We start from the raw sequence: 20,930 nt of genomic DNA on the forward strand, positions 1-20,930 counted from the left end.
ACAACCTCTTGCAGACCCAGGTTTCCATCGTTCTGGTCAATGACGCGACGTTCCCACACGCCAGCGATCGAACGGGTATCCTGGAAAGCCATTCCGTTCCCCGCCCTGCCGGATCTCCCGCCCGCCCGAAAGCAGGTCATGAAAACAACCCGTTCTTTCGCATCATTTCGACTTTAGCGACAGGCATGTCAAGTCAAAGCCACTATAAATCGTCATTTTTTCTTGATGCACGATAAAAGCCGTTCAGGAGGCGGAGTTCCGGGAACGTTATAAAATATTTTTCTCTTTATAATATCGACAGTTTTTAAAAATAAGCCGTCACCCCGCAACGACCTTCCGGGCCTGCCGGCCGGGCCGCGCCCCGCGACGTCCGGGCCGGCGGCGCCCTCCATCGGCAGGGAGGCCACGGTTTGTCGCCCGATTCCGAAACCGGGCAGCCCCACCGCCAAGAATCACGGACTCCGCACAGGCCGGCGCGGATGTCGGTACTCCTCGATGGCGCGGAGGGGACCGGACCATCGGAAGCGTCGCGGCCGACGGAAGGGAAAGCCCTGTCCTCGGCATGCTTTTTTCCTGAAATGGGCCGGCGCGGTCGCCGGGTCGTGGCAGAAACCGATGCCGGCCCCTCCGGCCGGATTCACGATCCTGCCTGTTTCCATCAGCCTGCGCGATCAGCGCGGGCCGCTCTCCTTGACCGTCATGGGCAGGCCCGCGACCATGAACACCACTCGCGTGGCCTCGCGCGCGACGGCCTGATGCAGCAGTCCCGCCTCGTCGCGAAAACGGCGGCCCAGGGCGGTTTCCGGGACGATGCCCAACCCGACCTCATTCCCCACCAGGACGCTGAGGGCCCGGCGACGCCGCAACGCCGCAAGCAGATCGGCCCGGGCCAGGGCGATGTCCCGTCCGTCCAGGATCAAATTCGTCAGCCACAGCGTCAGGCAATCCACCAGCACCGGCGCGTCGGCCGCCGCATCCAGCGCGCCGGGAAGATCGAGCGGCTCCTCCACCGTCCGCCAGCCGGCGATCCGCGTCGCGCGATGACGGGCGATCCGCTGGCGCATTTCATCGTCCCAGCCCCGTCCGGTGGCCAGATAGGTCCACGGCCCCGGCAGGGCGGTGACCATCGCCTCGCCATGACGGCTCTTGCCCGAACGGACGCCGCCCAGCACCAGCACGCATTCCGCGTCGCGTTTCCGATCGTCTCCGGCTCCAGCCTGTTCCATCCCGCGTCCTCCGTCTTGCGTCGGGCGGCATAACGCCACACAAAATGCGCCATGCAAGCCCCCGAATACCCCGAACCGCCCCGCCCCCCCGCCTTCACGACGATGGAGGCCCTGCGCGCCGCCTGCACATGCCTGCCCCCGCCGGACGACGTGGCCCGGCAGGCCATCGCGGCGCGTGACGCGACGCTGACCAAACCGCCCGGCAGCCTGGGCCGGCTGGAGGCGCTGGTCGCCTGGCTTGGCGCGTGGCAGGGGCGGTCCGTCCCGGTGCTGGACCATGTGCAGGTGGTGATCTTCGCCGGCAATCACGGCGTCGTCGCCCAGGGGGTCTCGCCCTGGCCGGCGGCCGTCACCGCGCAGATGGTCGGGAATTTCGCGGCCGGCGGAGCGGCCATCAACCAGATGGCCCGGGTCGCGGGGGCCGGCCTGCGCGTCGTGCCCATGGCCGGGCTGGCCCCCACCGCCGATTTCACCCTGGCGCCGGCGATGGATGACGGCGCATTCCTCGCTGCGGTCTCGGCCGGCCATGACGCGGTCGGGGCCGACATCGACCTGCTGTGCCTGGGCGAGATGGGGATCGGCAACACCACCGCCGCCGCCGCCCTGGCGGCCGGCCTGTTCGGCGGCACGGGGCAGGACTGGGCGGGGCGGGGCACCGGCCTGGATGCGGCCGGGGTGGCGCACAAGGCCCAGGTGATCGACACGGCCCTGGCCCGCCATGCCGATGCCCGCCACGACCCGCTGGCCGTCGCCCGCTGCCTGGGCGGCCGGGAACTGGCGGCGATCCTGGGCGCCGTCCTGGCCGCGCGGCATCGGCGCATTCCGGTCCTGCTGGACGGTTTCGTCTGCACGGCCGCCGCCGCCCCGCTGGCCCGCCTGGACCCGTCCGGCCTGGCGCACACCACCCTGGCCCATCGCTCCGCCGAGGCCGGGCATGCGGCGCTGGCCCGGGCGCTGAACCTTTCCCCCCTGCTGGATCTCGACCTTCGGCTGGGCGAGGCCACGGGGGCGGCCCTGGCGGTGCCCCTGCTGCGCGCCGCCGTGGCGTGCCACGCCGGAATGGCGACCTTCGCCCAGGCCGGGGTCAGCGACCGGACATGAGCTGGATCGCCCGACGCCGCGCCGACCTGCTGGCCGGGCTGGGGCTGCTGACCCGCCTGCCGGTCGGCTGGCTGGCACGCGGCGCGGGGCCGGTCGACATGGCCCGCTCGGTCTGGACCTGGCCCCTGGCGGGCCTGGGGGTCGGCGTCGTGGGGGGGGGCGTCCTGGCCGTGCTGTCGCTGGCCGGTGTGCCCCGGCTGCCGGCGGCGGGGTGGGCGGTGGCGGTCCAGATCCTGCTGACCGGCGGCCTGCATGAGGACGGCCTGGCCGACATGGCCGACGGGTTCGGCGGCGGCCGGGATCGTGCGCGGAAGCTGGAGATCATGCGCGACAGCCGCATCGGCGCCTATGGCGTCCTGGCCTTGGTCCTGTCGCTTCTGCTCCGGGTGACGGCGGCGGCGGCGGCGGCGCATCCCATCGCCGCAATGGCCGTCGCGGGGACGCTGTCGCGCGCGGCGATGACAGGGGTCCTGGCCGCCCTGCCCCCGGCCCGCGGCGACGGCATCGCCGGCACGATGGGCCGGATCCCGCGCCCCGCCCTCGGCGCCGGCCTGCTGGTGGCGGCGCTGGTGGCGGCATGCCTGCCCCCCACGCCGGCGCGGGCCGGCGCGGCCTGCGTGGCCGCCGCCGTATCGGCGGCAGGCATCGCCCGCCTGGCCCGGCGGCAGATCGGCGGCCAGACGGGCGACGTCCTGGGAGGAACCGCCTCCATCGCCGAATGCGCCGTCCTCACCATAATGGCCGCCGCCTGACCGCGCGCGGCTCACATCACATAATCAGGATACCCAGGCCGCCGTCTTGCAACCGATCCCGCCCGGCACAGATCCAGACTGACGGGGGCAATTCCTGGCCCCGGTGAGGGAGAACACGCCATGTTCGGTAAACGTTTTGCCGGGCACCCGACCGGCCACAAATTGTCGGACAATACCAAGCAGACGCTCGGCGGGGTGGTGATCGTGCTGCTGATGCTGGCCGCCATCGCCGCCAGCATCATGCTGTCGCCCATGATTCCGCTGGGTCACTGACGTCGTCGATCATGACAAGGCCGGGCGGAGGCTGAAAAGGCCCCGCCCAGGCATCCGCCGGTCAGCGCGTGTCCTGAACCTTCAGCTGCGCCCGGGCCTCGCCGTCAGGATGGGCGGCGGTATGCAGGTTGATATAGACGCGGCCGGCGCGCAACGCCGTCACCTGATCGGCCGTCATCATCACCGATCCCCGCAGCGGACTGACGTACGGCCCGCTGATGGGCACCATCACCCCGGCATCCTGGCCCGGATCGGCGGGTCCATGGAAATGGGCGGCCGTCACCGGGCCGCTCAACCCGCTCCAGCTCAACCGGTAGGTCACCAGATTGCGCTTGTCATCCAGCATTCCGGTCACGCCGCCGGATGGCGCGCCCGTAACACCCGCGGATGGCGTGAACTGCCCCATGACATGCAGGGTCCGGGCCGTCGCCGGGGCGGCGACCGCCGCCACGGCGGCAAGCGCCACGCCCGCGAAAACAGAAGAACGGATCATCGGATATCTCTCCTCATCGACCGGCGCTACGCAACACCGGTCGCAGGGCCGCAAAGCCATCCCGTACGGCCGGCGGCCGGCGCCCGGTCAGATGTCGAGACCGGCCGAGCGGTTCAATGCCGACATCTCGGGATCGATCCTGCTTTCGACAAGCCGCGCGACCTGCAGACCGCCAACGATGAACAGGCCTGACACCAGACCGATCATTCCCAGATAGACCATTGCCGTTCTCCTGCTGAAGATCACCCAACACCGTCAGGAGTGACCGTCCCCTGTGCCCGAATCATGGCAAGAGACGGACTTTTATGCAGCGCCGCCCACGGTCCGGCGATCCTCGCCAGGGCGACAGGCGCGTCGCCACGCCTACCAGCCGCCGCCGTGACCGCCATATCCACCAGTATTGTATCCGCCAGGATGATCGCGGCCATAATCGTCATGGTGATGATGGCCACCATGATCGTACTCGCATCCGGCCAGAACCAGCATCGCCATGAAAATACACAGCGACTTTGCGCCAACCGGCCGCAAGACCTGCTGCATGATCGTTCTCCCCATCTGGGCGCAACGTCCGGCAGGCGGAAAAGTTCGGCTGGCGCGGCCTACCCGCCGTTCTGCACCAGCGTCCAGACGCCATCGACTTTCTTGAATGCAAGGTTCGCCGTGTTCGTTCCGGCCTTTGTCACGGCCGTCACGGCACAGCGGTAGACGCCGTTGTCCCTGGCCGTGCAATCGGCATTGGTGATCGCAAGATCCGCCGGGTCGTAGGGTCCGCTGAACAGGCCCAGTGTCCGGTCGGACGTCTTCTGGTTTTCGGTCTGCATGGCGGTGCGGACCACCTGCAGGATCTCCGCCTTCGTCGGGGGACCGGACTGGCCGCAGGCGGCCAGCAGAAGCGGCAGGGCCAGGGCGGCGCAGGCCGCAGCGAGTCCCTGCCGCGGGGCATGGGCGTCAGCGCGCGGGGTGGGCATGATCCATCGCTCCGTGAATGTCCGATGGCATGCGAACGGACGAACGCGCCTGCGGTTCGCCACCGCGTATCAAACCCGCCTTACCAGGGGTGGCTATCGGCGAGAAACCGCCCCATCTCTCCGACCATGCTGATGGCGACACAGCAGATCGCCACGGCAAGCAGCAGCATGACGAACATGCACAGACGGCGTATCATGGCGCCCGCCGCCCCCGGCTCGCCACGACGCGCGGCACGAGGTCAGGAGAACGATTCATGTCCCGCTTTATCGAAGATGACGACACGCCCTCGGACGCCGGACCGGACAAGCACGAACAGGCCCGACGCCTGGCCGAGGCCGCCTTGCGCGCCGAAGAGGACGGAGACCACACCCGCGCCGACGCCCTGTTCGCCGAGGCCGAACATACCGACCCCCAGGCCGTCGAGAACGTCCTGATGGAATGGCCCGACCACCCCCGCACCCACCGCCGCGCGGCCTCGCGGCGCGGCTGAAGACGGACCACGGTCAGGAGGCGGCCACCACGGCAGGCCGGGCCTCGGCCGGCCGGCCTTCGGCCGCCATGGCGTGGACGTTCAGGGGGTCCGCATTCTGGCGCAGGCGCGCCGCCCCTCCGGCGACCGCCGTCCACGCGGCCTGCGCCAGCGCCTTGCGGCTGGGAAAATCGTCCGGATCCAGCGGCGGATGCAGCAGGACGGTCGCCCGCATGGACCGCCATTGCGCCAGTTGCCAGACATGCGGCGCCAGATCCATGTCGCCGTACCACGAGAACACCGTCCGGCGGACACGATTCACATTCAGCCCGTCCAGCCGGTCGTACACCAGCGACACCGGCTGGATCAGCGGTGCCATGCCGGGGGCATAGGTCAGCATCGGCGGATCGACATCCATGCCCTTGCGCAGGGCCGGCATCTTCGCGATCGCGAAGAACGCCGACATGAAGGGCAATACCCGCGACCCGTCCGACGACGTGCCTTCGGGGAACAGCACCAGATTGTCCCCGCCGATCAGCCGGCCCACCATCTCGTCCCGCTCGCGCCCCGTGGTGCTGCGCTGGCGGCTGACGAAAATCGTCCGGCCGATCCGCGAGACGGTGCCCATGATCGGCCAGTTGCCGATATCGCCCTTGGCCACGAACACGGACGGCAGGATCGTGCCCAGCACCGGCACATCCAGCCACGAGGCATGGTTGGACACGTAAATGACCGGACGTTCGCCACGCGCGCGCGCGCGCGCGCCGCCGACCGAGCCCGCACGGCTGCCGATCACGCGGATATCCAGCGACAGCAGCCGGCAGAGCACGCCCCAGATCACGCGGGTCCAGCGGATCTTGGCCGTGCCCGGCACCAGAAGCAGGATCGCCTCGAACCCGACCGACAGCGGCACCCAGACGGCGATGGCCAGCAGGCGCGCCGTCGCGCGCAGACGGCGCAGCATACGCCGGCCCGGATTCATGGACGGAGGGGGCACGCCCCCGTCATCGTCCAACGCGGGAATGGCCGCCGCGCGGCGACGCTGGGCCCGGCGCGCCGTCATGCCGGGCGCCCCCAGGGCAGGCAGGCGGAATCTGGAGCGCGGAAGGAAGCAGGGATCATGTGCCATTCATAGCCCGGACGACGCCGCAACCCAAGCGACCGGCGCCTCACCGCCGCCATGCATCACTAATCGGGCGGCATGTCAAATATCCGGCCGCACGCCGCCCCCCGGACGCACCACGCCACATCACATACATGGGACCGGGAAAACATGGCGGCCCGGCTGCGTTGAACCGACATCCCATAGTCCATCCTCGGAGGTCGATCATGTCGGACACCAGGACGCTGCCTGCGGGCAAGACGCAGGACGATGCAGAGAACGCCGCGAAGAAGAAGAAGGCGACAACCGAAGAGAAACTCGAAGAAGGACTGGAGGAAACCTTCCCCGCCAGCGACCCCCTGGCGACCGGAGGATCGACCGGCGAACGGGACTGCTGAACGTACGAAAGGCCCTCATTTCAGAAACGGAGGACGAAGATGATGACGACGCACCCCCGCTTCGGCCCCAGGCGCGGCAAATCCGCCGTTGGACCATGGCACACGGAAATCGGCCTCGATGCATGGCTGGACGCCTTTCTTTCAGACACCGGCCCCGCGCGCGGCTATGTGTTTCTGATGCGGCAGGCGGCGGATACCGGCCTGTACGACGTGGTGCGGCGCTGGAGCCAGACCGGCCATCCCGAGCCGACCGACGTCACGACCGTGCTGCAGCTGCTGCCGCCCGACATGCTGGCGGAAATCGCCCGCAAAACCGCCCTGCCGCGCGAAGAAGTGGTCGCCCGCCTGTCCGAGGAACTGCCGATCGCGGTGCGTCAGCATACCGTGGGAAAGCGCTTCAACCGTTTCGGCCACGCCGGATGCGCCGGCGAGGACCCGATGCGGCGATAGGCCGGCCCGAACCGACATCTTCGTCCGATCCACGGATGTCCCGCCGGTCCCCTGCCGCCACGCCGCGACAGGGGACCTTCCATGTGCCGATTCAATTATTTCATTTCATATCCACCGGATTTTCCGATCCCCAAATCCGTTTCAGACAGCAGAAGCGGCTCATGACAAAGCCGTGCGGGATGAACATTTTATGGACTTTCCGTTTCCTTGCGTGATAAGCAACAATTGCAAAACAACAATAAGAAACAATGCAAATTCATTCGTGATATTTTGATTTCAAATCAATAGTCCATGCAGATCTATTTTATAGATGCCATCAGATTTATCACAAATATAAACTTCCTTAAATTACAGATCAAATCTTATTCCAGAATGGTTGCCATTATGAATCCCCTCGATTGCAGAGAGATGATTACAGCAGAAATCTCTTCTCCAGCATCAGCAGCCTTTCAGGATCAGGCCTCCATTCCACCGAACGCCCCGCCGCCTGCTGGCGCCGGGGCGATTGCCGGACATCCGGCGCTGTTCATCTTCGCCGCCGATGTCCTGTCATTCATCATATCCTTTCTGCGCCATCCATTTCATGTCTGTCGCATTTCAGCATCTGCTGCACGCCGCAGCCCTTTCAGCACCCGCCTCGCATCTCCTTCCCGGGCCATCGGCCGACCCGGACGGGACGCGTTCTGGGACGAGACCCGCATCGCCTGTCCGCCGCAAAGCCCTCCCCATGGACGACAAATATGCATCACTCCCCTCAGCAGGACAGGACGACGTGCCCATGAATATCTATGTCAACGGCCGTTTCATGACCCAGCGCCTCAGCGGCGTGCAGCGTTTCGCCCGTGAAATCACCCGCAAGATGCGCCAGATCTCGGCGCACACCCCTGCCGGCATGCCCCGGATCCTGGTGCCGTCAGGCGAGCTGACACAGCCCGAGGCCGACCTGCCGGCCACCCATTGCGGCCGCCTGCATGGACAATTGTGGGAACAGGTCGAACTGCCCCGTCATGTCGACGATGGAATCCTGGTCAACCTGGGCAATACGGCCCCGCTGCTGGGCCGCCCGCAGATCGTCGTCGTCCATGACGCCGGGATCTTCAGCTATCCGACGGCCTATTCCACGAAATTCCGGCTGTGGAACATGGCGCTGCTGCACGGGCTGCGCCGCACCGCCACTCATTTCGTCACCGTGTCGGAGTTTTCGCGACGCGAATTGCAGGCGCGGCTGCATCTGCCGGACAAACGTGTCTCGGTCATCACCGAAGGCGCGGACCATATCCTGGCCACGCCCCCCGACACCTCGATCCTGGAGCGACATCATATCGTTCCAGGCCGCTTCGTCCTCGCCGTGGGCAATCTGGCGCCGCACAAGAACCTGCACGGGCTGTCGAAGCTTGCCCGTTCGCTGGCCGCGCGGGGGATCGACCTGGTCGTGACGGGCGGCCTGAACACCACCGTCTTTTCCGAAAGCGATACCGCGTCGTCCCTGCCGGTACCCGCGAAATATATCGGCCGCGTCAACGACACCGAATTACGGGCGCTGTACCAGGCGGCGCTGTGTTTCGTCTTTCCGTCCTTTTACGAAGGGTTCGGGCTGCCGCCGATCGAGGCGATGGCCTGCGAATGCCCCGTCGCGGCATCGGCGATCCCATCCCTTCAGGAAGTCTGCGGCCTGGCGGCGACATATTTCGATCCGGCCAGCCAGGACGAAATCGACCGTGCCGTCCTGCATGTCATCGAAAACCCGGTGCTGCGCGCGCATCTACGCAGCGCGGGGCGATCCCATGCCGCCTCGTTCACCTGGGAACACGCGGCGCGCCAGTTGCTGGATGTGATCGGCCGGCACATGCCGCACGGCGACGCGCGCGCCGCGGTGCTCCATTGATCCGGACAAGGGACGACGCCAACGTGTCGCCATCGTTTCGACACGACCGGGTTTCCATTTGAGCGGCTTTCCCGGTCCATGATAGGTTCGGCCGGACTACGCCGGAACCATGCAAATTTTCCGACGGGACACCGGAACGATCGAGACGTCCCGTTCGTCATGTCATGGACCGCCTCCCGCAGATCGGGCCGCCGATCGGGCTGTCCCGCATTGGTATCGCCATGTCTTGACCATTATCTTCGTTTTCCATCCCCTTCCCTCCACGACAGAAGGACATGCGTCATGTCGGAAACCACCTTCCCGCTGATCGGCACGAAGGCCCCCAGCACGACCCGTATCGTGCCCGTCATCCTGTCGGGGGGGTCGGGCAGCCGCCTGTGGCCGGTGTCCCGCGCCAGCTATCCCAAGCAGCTCTGGCCGCTGGTCGGCGACCGGACGATGCTCCAGGAAACGGCGCTGCGCGGGGTCGGCGAGATGTTCGACGCACCCATCGTCATCTGCAACAACGAGCATCGCTTCCTGATCGCGGAACAATTACGCGCGGCCGGGATCGAGGACGCGCGGATCGTGCTGGAACCCGTCGGGCGCAATTCCGCCCCGGCCATCGCCGCGGCGGCGCTGCTGGTCGCGGAAACCGATCCGGACGCCGTGCTGTGGATCATGGCCGCCGACGCGGTGATTACCCGGCCCGAGGCCATGGCCCGGATGATGCCCGCGGCGGCGGCGGCGGCCCAGCGCGGACATATCGTGGTCTTCGGCATGCATCCCACCCGGCCCGAGACCGGATACGGCTATATCGAGGCCGGCACGCCGCTGGCGAAGCTGCCCGAGGCCAGCACCGTCGCCTCGTTCATCGAGAAGCCCGACGCCGCCACCGCGGCCGACCTGATCGTATCGGGCAGGTATATGTGGAATTCGGGCATGTTCGTCTTCACCGCCCGGACCCTTCTGGACGAGATGGAAACCTACGCCCCGGCGGTGCTCACCCCCGTCCGCCAGGCCGTCGCCCGACGGGTGAGCGACCTGATGTTCCAGCGCCTGGACACCCCGTCCTTCACGGCGGCGCCGGATATCTCGTTCGATTACGCGGTCATGGAACATACCGATCACGCGGCGGTCATCGCCGGCGATTTCGGCTGGACCGACGTCGGAAGCTGGGACGCCCTGTGGGATATCAGCGACAAGGACGACAACGGCAATGTCAGCCACGGGAATGTCTTCCTCGAGGGCGCACGCGACAGCTACGTCCGGTCCGACGAGATCCTGACCGCCGTCGTCGGCGTCGAGGACGTGGTCGTGGTCGCGACCCGCGACGCGGTGCTCGTCACGCAGCAGAGCAAGGCGCAGGACGTCAAGAAGATGGTCGCCCGCCTGCAATCGGCCGGCCGCCGCGAAGCCCAGTCCCACAATCGCTGCTACCGGCCCTGGGGCTTCTATGAAAGCCTGATCCAGGACAGCCGTTTCCAGGTCAAGCGGATCGTCGTGACGCCGGGCGAGAAGCTGTCCCTGCAGAAGCATTATCATCGCGCCGAACACTGGATCGTCGTCAGCGGCGTCGCCCGGGTGACGCGCGACGAGGAGCAGATCACGGTGCATGAAAACCAGAGCATCTACCTGCCCCAGCATTGCACCCACCGGCTGGAAAACCCGGGCAGGATCCCCCTGGTCCTGATCGAGATCCAGACCGGCTCGTACCTTGGCGAGGACGACATCATCCGCCTAGAAGACACCTACAACCGCAACTGATCGAAAGACAGGACCATGGCGCGATCGAAATTTCTGGTTACGGGCGGGGCTGGCTACGTCGGCAGCCATGTAGTCGCGGCCCTGCGCGACGCGGGACATGACGTGGTGGTCTTCGACAATCTGCGGACCGGGCATCGCGAGTCCGTACCCGAAACGGTGCGTTTCATCCAGGGCGACCTGCAGGACCACGCCCTGGTCGACAGCGTGCTGGCCGACGGCCCCTGGGACGGCGTGCTGCATTTCGCGGCCCTTTCCCTGGTCGGGGAGAGCATGCAGCACCCGTTCATGTACATGCAGGCCAATGCCGGCCTGGGCTTCGCGCTGGTCGATGCCTGCGTCCGCCATGGCGTCAAGCGGTTCGTCTTTTCATCCACCGCCGCCCTGTTCGGGATGACCGAGGACCCGCTGATTACCGAGGACACGCCCATCATCCCCGGATCGCCCTATGGCGAGAGCAAGCATATGGTGGAACGGGCCCTGCTGTGGGCGGACAGGATCCACGGCCTGCGTAGCGCCTGCCTGCGGTATTTCAACGCGGCGGGCGCCGACCCCGGCGGCCGCCTGGGCGAGGACCACACGCCGGAAACCCACCTGATTCCCCTGGTCATCGACGCGGCCCTGGGGCGTCGGGCGGAACTGCAACTGTTCGGCGACGACTACCCCACGCCCGACGGCACCTGCATCCGCGACTACATCCACGTCACGGACCTCGCACAGGCCCATCTGGCCGCGCTGGACGTCATCCGCGACCGCAGCGTCGTCTATAATGTCGGAAACGGTCACGGCCATTCCAACATGGACGTCATCCGCAGCGTGGAGCGCGTGACCGGCAGGCGTGTGCCCTGGCGGCTGGCCCCCCGCCGCCCCGGCGACCCCGCCCGGCTGGTCGCCGGCGCCGGCCGGCTGAAGGCCGAAACCGGATGGACCCCCCGCTATGCCGACCTCGACCAGATCGTCGAGACCGCATACCGGTGGCGCCTGGCCCACCCCCAGGGCTACCGGACCCGCCTGCCGGCCGAACCCGCCTGCACCTGAACGACTCCCGGTTCCGGCACCGAAACCAACAGTTTCAGGAATTTTCATATCCCTAGAGTGGCAATGCGCGACTCAAAACCTCCGGCCTTGGCTTAGGCTCCTGACCGGACGCAGGCGACCTCGCACATCGGGTGCATCGGGGCGCCGCGTCCGATCGTTCTTCAGGAGCCGACCATGCCGTTGAAGCCCAGCCTCCAGAGCATCTCCGCCGCCGCCGCCGTCGCCACGATGAATCCGCTCCTGTCCGTCGCCGGACGGTCGGGCGGCGCCCTGCGTTCCAGCCCTGGGCAGCCGGCCGTGGCCAGTCATCCCACGGTCGAGGTGTCGCTGGACACGGTCGGCCGCACGTTGTGGAGCTTCATGCGCCCCAACGGCCGCCCCAGCTTTTCTCCACCCCTGCTGCGCGACCTGCACGCCATGCAGCGCTCCATCCACGACATGGCCGAGGCAGGCGGGGGCGCCCTGCCCTTCCGCTACATGGTCGTGGGGTCGCGCGTGCCGGGCATCTTCAACCTGGGCGGCGACCTGGCCCTGTTCGCCGAAAAAATCGCCAGGGGCGACCGGGAGGGGTTGCGTCAGTATGCCCACGCCTGCGTGGACGTCGTCTTCGCGAACGCCGACGGCTACGGCCACCCTGTCACCACCCTCGCCCTGGTGCAGGGCGACGCGCTGGGCGGCGGGTTCGAGGCCGCCCTGTCGTGCGACCTGATCGTGGCCGAGAAACAGGCCAAGTTCGGCCTGCCCGAAGTCCTGTTCAACCTGTTCCCCGGCATGGGCGCCTATACGCTGCTGACGCGGCGTGTCGGCACACGGATCGCCGAAAGAATGATCCTGGGCGGCCAGACCTATACCGCCACCGACCTGCACGAGATGGGGATCGTCGACATCCTGGCCGAGCCGGGCGACGGCGAGGCGACGGTGCGCGACCACCTGGCGCGCATCGACCGCCGCTATAACGCGCATGAAGCGATCCAGCGGACCAAACGCCTGGTCAACCCGGTCCGCCATCAGGAACTGCGTGACATCACCGACATCTGGGTGGACGCCGCGCTGCGCCTGGCCGAAACCGACCTGCGGAAGATGATGCGCCTGGTCAACGCGCAGAACCGGCGCATCCAGACCATCCAGGTCGAAAGCGTCGCGAGCTGAACCCGACCGGCGACGGCACGGACACCATCGGCGGACCAGGCCGGGCGTTGCCCGCCCTGCGCGACGGAGCGCGCCGCGATGAGGCCAACCTCATCGCGGCGTGCCTGCGTTGCCGTCCTCGGCCTGCAATACCGTATAGGGCGTCAGGGCGTCCCGGACCTTGCCCATCTCCTGCCGGACGGCGTGCAGGTGCCCCAGCGTCCTGTCGGGTGCGACGTGGCCGCCGATGCCGCGCCACTCGTGACACAGGGCGGCCAGGCGTTCCGCCCCGACATTTCCCGCGGCGCTACGCAGGGCATGGGCCTCGTCCAGCAGGCCGGCCCGGTCGCCCGCCTCCAGCGCCCGATCCATCCGGTCGATGATGGCATCGGCATCGGTCAGGAATTCGCCGATGACCTCGGCCCGGAACCGGTCGCCGCCCAACGTCTGCAGATCCTGCACCATCTTCCGGTTGATCGTCGCCGCCGGAAACGGAACGACGACGGTCTCGTCCGCCGGCAGGTCCGTGGGCATATCCGCGACGGGGAGGTCGATCCCGGCGGGCCTCGGCCGCCTCTGCCCCGCCTCGGGGGGCGCCAGCGCGTCGATGGTTTCCAGCAGGGCGTCGATCTCGACCGGTTTCAGCAGGAAGCCGCTCATGCCCGCGTCCCGGCAGCGCTGCCGCGCCTCGGGCGTGCCATCGGCCGTCAACGCCACGATCGGCAGGGCGGGGCCGCCGCCGACCTCGGAAAACCGATAGAGTTTCGTCGCCTCGATCCCGTTCATCACGGGCATGTTGATGTCCATGAGAACGAGGTCGAACGGCTCCTGCTCCAGCATGTCCAGGGCGTCCTCGCCGTTGCCGGCGACCCGCCACCGGTGCCCCGCCCGGTCGAGAATCTTGCCCAGCACCTTCTGGTTGACCGGATTGTCCTCGACCAGAAGAATATTCAGCGACCGCTCGGCCCCGCCGGCCCCCATCCCCCCATCGACCACCCTGCCGTCCTCGCGAGGCGGGAGCAGACCGTCCACGATCGTCAGGACGGACGATAGCGCGGCATCGTCGGCCTCGGGCGACAGGATCGAGACGAACCGGCAACGCAGGGTCTCGGGCGGCAATCCTGCCCCGGCATCCCGGTCCAGCAGGATGGTCGGGAACGGCGCCCCGTCGGCGTCGGATGCGTCGGCGTCGGATGCGTCGCCGGCGGTCATGTCCGTCAGCAGGACCGACCGGCAGTCCGGCCGACGCATCAGCGCCGCCGCCGCCGCCCCGGTCGTGGCGACCACCACCCGGACGCCATGCCGCGCCAGACGCGCGACACTCCCGGCCTGGCCATCCTCCCGGCTGGTCAGCAGCACGATGTCCGGCCACGGCCCGGCCGGCAGCCGCTCGGGCGATCCGGGCAGGGACGACGGGGCGACCGGCTTCATCGGCATGACGAACCAGAAGACGCTGCCCGCGCCAACGACGCTGGACACCCCGATCTCGCCGCCCAGCAGGTCCACAAGCTGCCGGCAGATGGCCAGCCCCAGCCCGGTGCCGCCGAAACGGTCCATCACCGTGTCGTCCGCCTGGGTGAAGGTCTCGAACACCCGCGCCTGCGCGGCGGGGGAAATGCCGATCCCGGTATCCGACACCTCGACGCGCAGGCTGGTGCCGCCGTCGCGCAGCGGTGTCCCGTCGACCGCGATGACCACATGTCCGTGCTCGGTGAACTTGACGGCATTTCCCGCGAGGTTGAGCAGGATGTCCCGCAGATGCCGCTCGTCCCCCTCCAGCCGGACCGGCGTGCGCGCGGTCACATGGCAGGCCAGCGTCAGGCCCTTCGCCCGTGCATCGACGCCGACGATCCGCTCGACCTCGCGCAGGACCGCAAGCAGATCGAACGGGTGCAGGCGGACGGGCATCCGCCCTTCCTCGATCCGGGAAAAATCGAGAAGATCCTCGATCATGCCCAGCAGCGACGATCCGGCCTCCCCGATCGTACGCACCATGTCGCGCTGCTCGGCATTCAGCACCATATCGTCCAGCAGGCGGCTCATGCCGATCACGGCGTTGAGCGGCGTACGCAGTTCGTGGCTGACGCTGGCCAGGAACAATGTCTTGGCGCGGCTTGCCTCCTCGGCCCGTCGCCGGGTCTGCGACAGGAAGCGGATGAGCGACGCCGAATAAAGCGGAATAATCAGCAGCCCGCCGACCAGCCCCGCGAACAGATATCCCGTGTCCCGCCACATCGTCAGCCCATGGACGGCGATGGCGAAACTCGCGGCGCCGACACACGCCGCGCCCGCCAGATAGCCCAGCCCGAAGCGGAAGCCGTACCCCAGGATCGCCCAGAGATAGATCGGATAGAGCGGGACCACCGCGACGTCGCCCAGGTGCATGCCCAGCGAGAGGAAGATGAAGTCCCAGAACATCTGCCCGATGCGGCGGATCGCCGACGGGGACGGAAACAGCACCAGGGCCACCGCGACCACGATGCCCCCCGCCAGGAAGCTGTCGCAGACGCCCGACAGCACCAGCATCCTGTGCAGCGTCAGCGTTCCGTAAAGGTACGACCCGATCAGGTAGGCCTGTATGAGGCACGAGATCGCCAGACGGTTCAGGACGATCTGATGTTCGCCATCCCCGCCGCGCTTCATCCGCGACAGGATCTTACGCACCCACATGGGCCATCACTTCTTCAGGGTTCCGCTGTCCTGCCGGCATTCCACGAACCCCGTCGCCTGCCGCCGGGCCGGCGTCAATTCTCCGGGGTGCCGGCCGCATCCGGCAGGGCCGGTGTCGGGGCCGGCAGCACCAGGGCCCCACAGTCGATCGCCGCCCGCAGCCGCTCCGGCGACACGGGACGGCCGAAATAGAAGCCCTGCGCCTCCTGGCAATTCTGGTCCTCCAGCCAGCGCAGCTGGTCCTCCCGCTCGATCCCCTCGGCGATGACCTTGATTCCCAGATTTTCCCCCAGGGCGAGGATCGCCTTGATGATCGTGCGGCTTCCCGACGAGGAATCGATCTCCCGGATAAAGGCGGAATCGATCTTGAGGCGGCGGATCGGCAGTTTCGTCAGATAGTTCAGGGACGCATATCCCGTACCGAAATCGTCGATGGTGATCGACACCCCCATCTGCTGCAAGGCCGTCAGTTGGGGGCTGGCCACTTCGGGATTTTCGATCAGCGCGGTTTCGGTCAGCTCCAGCTCCAGAAACGCGGGGTCCAGCCCGGTCTCGGCGATGGCGTCGGTCACCAGCTGGTAGACATCGTGCTGGCGAAAGAGAACGCCCGACAGGTTGACCGCCACGCGCAGCGGCATGCCGTCGCATTTCCACTGCGCCGCCTGGCGACAGGCCTCGCGCAGGGACCAGACGGTCATCGGCACGATCAGACCCGTCTCCTCCGCCAGGGGCAGGAACCGTCCGGGATAGATCAGTTCGCCATCCGGCTTCATCCACCGGATCAGGGCCTCGACCCCGATGACGGTGCCCGAGCGCAGGTCGATCTCCGGCTGGTAGTGCAGGACGAATTCCTCGTTGCCCACCGCGTTGCCCAGGGCCTGCTCCAGCTCGGTCGCCGCGGAAAACGCCTGTTCCATCGCGGCATCGAAAAACGCGTAACGGCACCGCCCTTCGTTCTTGGCCTTGTACATGGCCAGGTCCGCATGCTTGAGCAACGTCTCGAAGGTCGCGTCGTCGTCCAGGAACAGGGTCACGCCGATGCTGGCGCCGACATTCATCGCCCGCTCGCCCAGGACAAACGGGCGGGCGAAGATACCCACGATCCGTTCGGCCAGTTCGGCGGCGGCGGCCGCGTCCGCGATGTCGTGGACGATCGCGAATTCGTCGCCCCCCAGGCGCGCGATGATCGCGGCATGCGGCAGGGCCGTCCGCAACCGGACGGCGACCTTACGCAGCAGCAGGTCCCCGACCGTATGGCCCTGGGTATCGTTGACGCCCTTGAAACGGTCCAGGTCCAGCAACAGGAAGGCGAAGGGCAACCCCTCCCCCCGCCGCTGGCCCACCATCGCCTGCATCTCGACCTCCAGCTTCGACCGGCTGGGCAGGCCGGTCAGCTGGTCGTAATAGGCCAGATGGTGCAGTTCCCACTCGGCCTTCTTCCGGTCGGTGATGTCCAGCGAGGTGGTCAGGACGTAGCGCTGCCCGGTGGCATCGTCGTGAAGCGGGACCTTGGAGGTCAGCAGCACGCGCTCCATCCCGTACCGGTCGGCAATGGTTTCCTCGTAGCGCGCCGTCGGCAGCCCGGTTTCCAGCACCTGGCGGTCGCGAAGCTGCGACGCCGCACTGCCCGGCCCCTGCCGGGCGCCCAGCACCCTGGCGTGAAACTTGTTGGCGAAAATATAGTTCCCGTTCGCGTCCGTCGCGCTGACCATGGCCGGCACCGTGTCGATGACCTGCAGCAGCTTGTCGCGACTGCCCCGCAGGGTCTCGGCATGCGCCTGGCGGCTGCTTTCCAGCTCCTGTTCCAGTTGGACAGCCCTGACGCGCGTGCGCCGCCGATGCCAGCTGAGCTGCAGCAGGTTGCGCGCGCGCGTCAGGAATTCGGTATGATCGACGGGGCTGAGCAGGAAATCCGTGGCCCCCGCTTCCAGCGCGTTGAGGCGGTAGTCGCGGTCCTCATACGCCGTCACCACGATGACGGGCAGGTCCTGCCCCCAGCCCAGGCTCCGGATGCGGGCGGTGAAGGCCGCCCCGTCCATCAGGGGCATCTTGTAATCCGTTACGATCAGGTCGGGGATATTGTCGTCGCCGAACCAGTCCAGCGCCTCGATCGGCGTCGCGAAAACCTCGACCTGGATGTCGGACCCCAGCGTCATCGCCAGTCGCGCGAAGATCGTCCGATTGGTGGAACGGTCGTCAACGATGGCAACAAGTCGCATTCAAGCCTCGGCTGGATCGGAAGTCTGGGCTGGACCGCCCGGCATGGCAAACGCCTGAATCCACGCCGCAATGCGGCACACGCATCGTCATCGTATCGAGGGCCGTCCCCTTGCCCGGTATCGTATCGGCCCAGCCGGTTTCCCAATGCATTGGGCAACAGCATGGAGCATGACACAGCCCGGTTGCCAAGCTTTTTTCCGCCCCGGCCCCGCCGCACGCCCGGCCATCGTCCCCGCAGACCGGACAATGCCGACTGTCACAAAAGAGACACACCGGTATCGAAATATTTTTCCGCCTGCTGTTCAGGGCCGATGCGGCCCCCAATTTCACATTAAGTTGTTGGAATAACCTCAAAAGAAACACCGCACATTATCGTTGCGGAACAAAAAAGATAATCATATACGATATAAGCAATGGATCGTCGTCCGAGGGTCCACCATGCGAACAGAAAACATGAAGGGCGTGGAGCACAATGAGACGGAACAGCGTGACATGGGCGTTGCTGGCCACGACCATGTTTGTCTCGGGCGGGGGCGCGGCGTCTCTCGCCGCCCCCGCGCACAAGGCGCGGCACACCGCGACCAAGGCGGCCGCCAGCCCGGCCGCCTCCGCCGTCGCCGCCGCCCCGGTCGCGGCCACGGCGCCGGCCGCACCCGTCGTCCATCACCGTACGGCGCTGCCCCGCACCGCCTCGGCCGAGGAAGTCGGCGTGACGGCCCGCCATCTGGTGCGGGGCGCCGATATCTCGGTCGGTTCCGAAATGATCTCGCGGGCGGTGCCGGGCACCAACCCGCTGAAGGTGCTGGCGTCCCAACCGGGCATCATGTTCCAGTCGGATGACCCGCAGGGCGTCGATACCTGGTCCACGCAGATCTACATGCACGGCTTCATGCAGAACCAGATCGGCACGACGCTGGACGACATCCCGCTGGGCGAACTTGTCTATCGCAACTATAACGGCCTCAATCCGGTCCAGGCCATCAGCTCGGAAAACGTGCAGCGCCTGAACGTCTCGATGGGCGCCGGCGCCGAGGAAGTCGCCAGCACCAACAATCTGGGCGGCTCGATCGAGTATGTGTCCTCCGACCCGAAGAACAAGATGGGCGCGACGCTGGCCCAGACCTTCGGCAGCAACAGCCTGTTCCACACCTTCATCCGCCTGGACAGCGGCAAGCTGAACAGCTCCGGCACCAAGTTCTACGTGTCCTACATGCGTAACGACACGGACAAGTGGAAGGGCGGCGGCATCCAGTTCATGCAGCAGGTCAACGCGAAGGTGGTCCAGCCTGTCGGCGAAAACAGCCGCATCTCCGCGTTCTTCGACTACAGCAACCTGGCCCAGTTCAACTACCAGGATTACTCGCTGGATATCTGGAAGAACGGCGGAAACAATATCGACAACTACTATAACGGAAAATACAGCGGCTATCAGGCCGCCTACGCCGCCGCGCTGTGCACCGCCTACAGCTCACCCCAGCCCGGGTGCGCCTATCCGGCCAGCCTCAGCAAGATCACCGACAAGGCCGACGCCGCCTATTATGACGGCGCAACCGCCGTTACCGACTATTTCGGCGGCCTGACAGGCGATTTCCAGCTGACCGATCGCATGCGCTGGAAGACGACGGTCTACGGCCACGGCGAGACCAGCCACCTGACCTGGTCCAACCCGTTCTACCCCTCGCCGAACGGCGCGCCGATGTTCGAACAGGTGAAGGAACCGGGCATCCAGCGTTTCGGCATCCTGTCGTCCGTCACCTACGACATCGCCCATAACCACATCAGCGGCGGCGTCTGGTACGAGAACAACAAGTTCGTGTCGAGCATGGTCGGCTACGAACAGCCCCTGCTGGGCCAGGGCGATCCGATCTACACCATCGGCGATTATTCCAAGCTGACCCCGTTCATGAAACTCTTCGGGCAGACCACCAACACCAACACCTTCACCGCGTTCGTGGAAGACACCTACCATCCGGTCCGCAACCTCGACCTGCATTTCGGCTTCAAGTCGCTGCTCAACACGTCGCGCGCGGGCGACGGGTATTACAACAACGCCTATTACGGCACCAACGATTCCTCGGCGGCGGGCACGCTGACCTCGGCCGCCGCCTTCCTGCCGCATATCAGCGCGGACTGGCACTTCCTGCAGCATCATGAACTGTTCTTCGACGTCTCCGAGAACATGCACGCCTACCCGCAGGCGCAGTTCAAGACGGCGGCATCCCCCTTCGCGGTGACGCAGGCGGCTTACAACTATGCCTTGCCGACCCTGAAGCCGGAAACCGACTGGGCCTATTCGGTGGGATACCGCTTTACGCATCGCCTGCTCAGCGCGTCGCTCTACGCCTATCACGTCGACTACAAGAACCGTCTGCAGGCTATCCAGAGCGGCCCGCCCGTGAACCCGCTCTTTTCGGTGGTGAACGTGGGCGGCGTGACGATGAACGGCGTCGATGCCGGCCTGACGCTGACACCGGTCGAAGGGCTCTCGCTGTTCAACAGCGTCAGCTACAATCACTCGACCTATGACGACAACATCACGCAAACCACCTCGGCTGGTCCCGTGGTTTCCCATATCGCGGGCAGCCAGGTCGTCGCCTATCCGCGCTTCATGTACAAATCGAGCCTGGCCTACGAATGGGGCGACCTGCTGGCGCATATCGACGCGTCCTACATGTCGCAGCGCAACCTCAGCTACGACGGCGCCTTCAAGGTTCCCAGCTACTGGCTGGCCAACGCGGGCCTGCGTTACCGCCTGGGCAACATGGGCAAGTATAACCGCCATCTCGGGTTCATGCAGAACCTGACCTTCGACTTCAACGTCTACAACCTCGCCAACGAGACCTATGTCGCGACGATGGGCGAAAACGGCTTCAACCTGTCGTCCGATGCCCAGTCCTTCGAACTCGGCGCGCCGCGTCAGTTCTTCGGTTCCGTGCGCGTCGAATTCTGATCCGCACGGCTTCCCCCTTCCCCGGAAGGGGGAGATGTTTCCCAGGACGGGGCCGAACGCAGG

20 protein-coding genes are annotated in these 20,930 nt (G+C 66.6%); 12 read left to right on the top strand and 8 right to left on the bottom strand.

What is annotated here, in order from left to right:
- Nucleotides 1-671 precede the first annotated feature (671 nt).
- The gene (gene cobU, locus HLH21_RS05835; protein WP_182942231.1) at nucleotides 672-1,226 is read right to left on the bottom strand and encodes a bifunctional adenosylcobinamide kinase/adenosylcobinamide-phosphate guanylyltransferase; all 555 of its coding nucleotides are present in this window, start codon (nucleotides 1,224-1,226) and stop codon (nucleotides 672-674) included.
- A gap of 51 nt (nucleotides 1,227-1,277) precedes the next feature.
- On the opposite strand from cobU, the gene cobT reads away from it, so the two are divergent.
- From cobT to HLH21_RS05850, 3 genes are all read left to right on the top strand, one after another.
- Nucleotides 1,278-2,327 carry a nicotinate-nucleotide--dimethylbenzimidazole phosphoribosyltransferase gene (gene cobT, locus HLH21_RS05840; protein ID WP_182942233.1) on the top strand — a complete coding sequence of 350 codons (1,050 nt, stop codon included), beginning with the start codon at nucleotides 1,278-1,280 and terminating at the stop codon, nucleotides 2,325-2,327.
- Nucleotides 2,324-3,079, top strand: coding sequence for an adenosylcobinamide-GDP ribazoletransferase (gene cobS, locus HLH21_RS05845; RefSeq protein ID WP_182942235.1), 756 nt, complete (start codon nucleotides 2,324-2,326; stop codon nucleotides 3,077-3,079). The genes cobT and cobS overlap by 4 nt, the downstream gene beginning before the upstream one ends.
- Nucleotides 3,080-3,199: 120 nt before the next feature.
- Complete coding sequence (locus HLH21_RS05850) at nucleotides 3,200-3,352, top strand: hypothetical protein (RefSeq protein ID WP_182942237.1); 153 nt, start codon at nucleotides 3,200-3,202, stop codon at nucleotides 3,350-3,352.
- A gap of 61 nt (nucleotides 3,353-3,413) precedes the next feature.
- On the opposite strand, the gene HLH21_RS05855 is transcribed toward HLH21_RS05850, so the two are convergent.
- The 4 genes from HLH21_RS05855 to HLH21_RS05865 form a co-directional block, all read right to left on the bottom strand.
- A complete protein-coding gene (locus HLH21_RS05855) occupies nucleotides 3,414-3,845 on the bottom strand; it encodes a CHRD domain-containing protein (protein ID WP_182942239.1) in 432 nt (143 codons plus the stop codon).
- A gap of 87 nt (nucleotides 3,846-3,932) precedes the next feature.
- A complete protein-coding gene (locus HLH21_RS17140) occupies nucleotides 3,933-4,067 on the bottom strand; it encodes a hypothetical protein (protein WP_264811940.1) in 135 nt (44 codons plus the stop codon).
- 141 nt (nucleotides 4,068-4,208) lie between these two features.
- On the bottom strand, nucleotides 4,209-4,385 hold the full coding sequence (locus tag HLH21_RS05860; protein ID WP_182942373.1) for a hypothetical protein: 177 nt from the start codon (nucleotides 4,383-4,385) through the stop codon (nucleotides 4,209-4,211).
- A 59-nt stretch (nucleotides 4,386-4,444) separates the two neighbouring features.
- On the bottom strand, nucleotides 4,445-4,813 hold the full coding sequence (locus HLH21_RS05865) for a hypothetical protein (protein WP_182942241.1): 369 nt from the start codon (nucleotides 4,811-4,813) through the stop codon (nucleotides 4,445-4,447).
- 254 nt (nucleotides 4,814-5,067) lie between these two features.
- Here HLH21_RS05865 and HLH21_RS05870 point away from each other — a divergent pair, with 254 nt between their 5' ends.
- Entirely contained in the window at nucleotides 5,068-5,304 is a 237-nt protein-coding gene (locus HLH21_RS05870) for a hypothetical protein (protein ID WP_182942243.1), read from the top strand.
- 13 nt (nucleotides 5,305-5,317) lie between these two features.
- On the opposite strand, the gene HLH21_RS05875 is transcribed toward HLH21_RS05870, so the two are convergent.
- On the bottom strand, nucleotides 5,318-6,346 hold the full coding sequence (locus HLH21_RS05875; RefSeq protein ID WP_182942245.1) for a lysophospholipid acyltransferase family protein: 1,029 nt from the start codon (nucleotides 6,344-6,346) through the stop codon (nucleotides 5,318-5,320).
- A 266-nt stretch (nucleotides 6,347-6,612) separates the two neighbouring features.
- Here HLH21_RS05875 and HLH21_RS05880 point away from each other — a divergent pair, with 266 nt between their 5' ends.
- The 7 genes from HLH21_RS05880 (at nucleotide 6,613) to HLH21_RS05910 (ending at nucleotide 13,048) form a co-directional block, all read left to right on the top strand.
- A complete protein-coding gene (locus tag HLH21_RS05880; RefSeq protein WP_182942247.1) occupies nucleotides 6,613-6,783 on the top strand; it encodes a hypothetical protein in 171 nt (56 codons plus the stop codon).
- Between the two features lie 39 nt (nucleotides 6,784-6,822).
- Nucleotides 6,823-7,233 (top strand): YidB family protein, encoded by a 411-nt coding sequence (locus HLH21_RS05885; protein ID WP_182942249.1) that lies wholly within the window; start codon nucleotides 6,823-6,825, stop codon nucleotides 7,231-7,233.
- A gap of 291 nt (nucleotides 7,234-7,524) precedes the next feature.
- Nucleotides 7,525-8,079: a hypothetical protein gene (locus HLH21_RS05890; protein ID WP_182942251.1), complete on the top strand. Its 555-nt coding sequence runs from the start codon at nucleotides 7,525-7,527 to the stop codon at nucleotides 8,077-8,079.
- Nucleotides 8,012-9,118: a glycosyltransferase family 4 protein gene (locus HLH21_RS05895; protein WP_182942253.1), complete on the top strand. Its 1,107-nt coding sequence runs from the start codon at nucleotides 8,012-8,014 to the stop codon at nucleotides 9,116-9,118. The genes HLH21_RS05890 and HLH21_RS05895 overlap by 68 nt, the downstream gene beginning before the upstream one ends.
- A 282-nt stretch (nucleotides 9,119-9,400) precedes the next feature.
- Nucleotides 9,401-10,864: a mannose-1-phosphate guanylyltransferase/mannose-6-phosphate isomerase gene (locus HLH21_RS05900; protein WP_182942255.1), complete on the top strand. Its 1,464-nt coding sequence runs from the start codon at nucleotides 9,401-9,403 to the stop codon at nucleotides 10,862-10,864.
- A 15-nt stretch (nucleotides 10,865-10,879) separates the two neighbouring features.
- Nucleotides 10,880-11,899 (top strand): UDP-glucose 4-epimerase GalE, encoded by a 1,020-nt coding sequence (gene galE / locus HLH21_RS05905; protein WP_182942257.1) that lies wholly within the window; start codon nucleotides 10,880-10,882, stop codon nucleotides 11,897-11,899.
- 174 nt (nucleotides 11,900-12,073) lie between these two features.
- Nucleotides 12,074-13,048: a crotonase/enoyl-CoA hydratase family protein gene (locus HLH21_RS05910; RefSeq protein ID WP_246379286.1), complete on the top strand. Its 975-nt coding sequence runs from the start codon at nucleotides 12,074-12,076 to the stop codon at nucleotides 13,046-13,048.
- 90 nt (nucleotides 13,049-13,138) lie between these two features.
- On the opposite strand, the gene HLH21_RS05915 is transcribed toward HLH21_RS05910, so the two are convergent.
- Nucleotides 13,139-15,697 (bottom strand): ATP-binding protein, encoded by a 2,559-nt coding sequence (locus HLH21_RS05915; protein WP_182942259.1) that lies wholly within the window; start codon nucleotides 15,695-15,697, stop codon nucleotides 13,139-13,141.
- A 74-nt stretch (nucleotides 15,698-15,771) separates the two neighbouring features.
- A complete protein-coding gene (locus HLH21_RS05920; protein WP_182942261.1) occupies nucleotides 15,772-17,916 on the bottom strand; it encodes a putative bifunctional diguanylate cyclase/phosphodiesterase in 2,145 nt (714 codons plus the stop codon).
- Between the two features lie 473 nt (nucleotides 17,917-18,389).
- On the opposite strand from HLH21_RS05920, the gene HLH21_RS05925 reads away from it, so the two are divergent.
- On the top strand, nucleotides 18,390-20,867 hold the full coding sequence (locus HLH21_RS05925) for a TonB-dependent receptor (protein ID WP_182942263.1): 2,478 nt from the start codon (nucleotides 18,390-18,392) through the stop codon (nucleotides 20,865-20,867).
- The last annotated feature ends 63 nt before the right edge of the window (nucleotides 20,868-20,930 follow it).

This window comes from Gluconacetobacter johannae, from assembly GCF_014174305.1.
GTDB lineage: Bacteria > Pseudomonadota > Alphaproteobacteria > Acetobacterales > Acetobacteraceae > Gluconacetobacter > Gluconacetobacter johannae.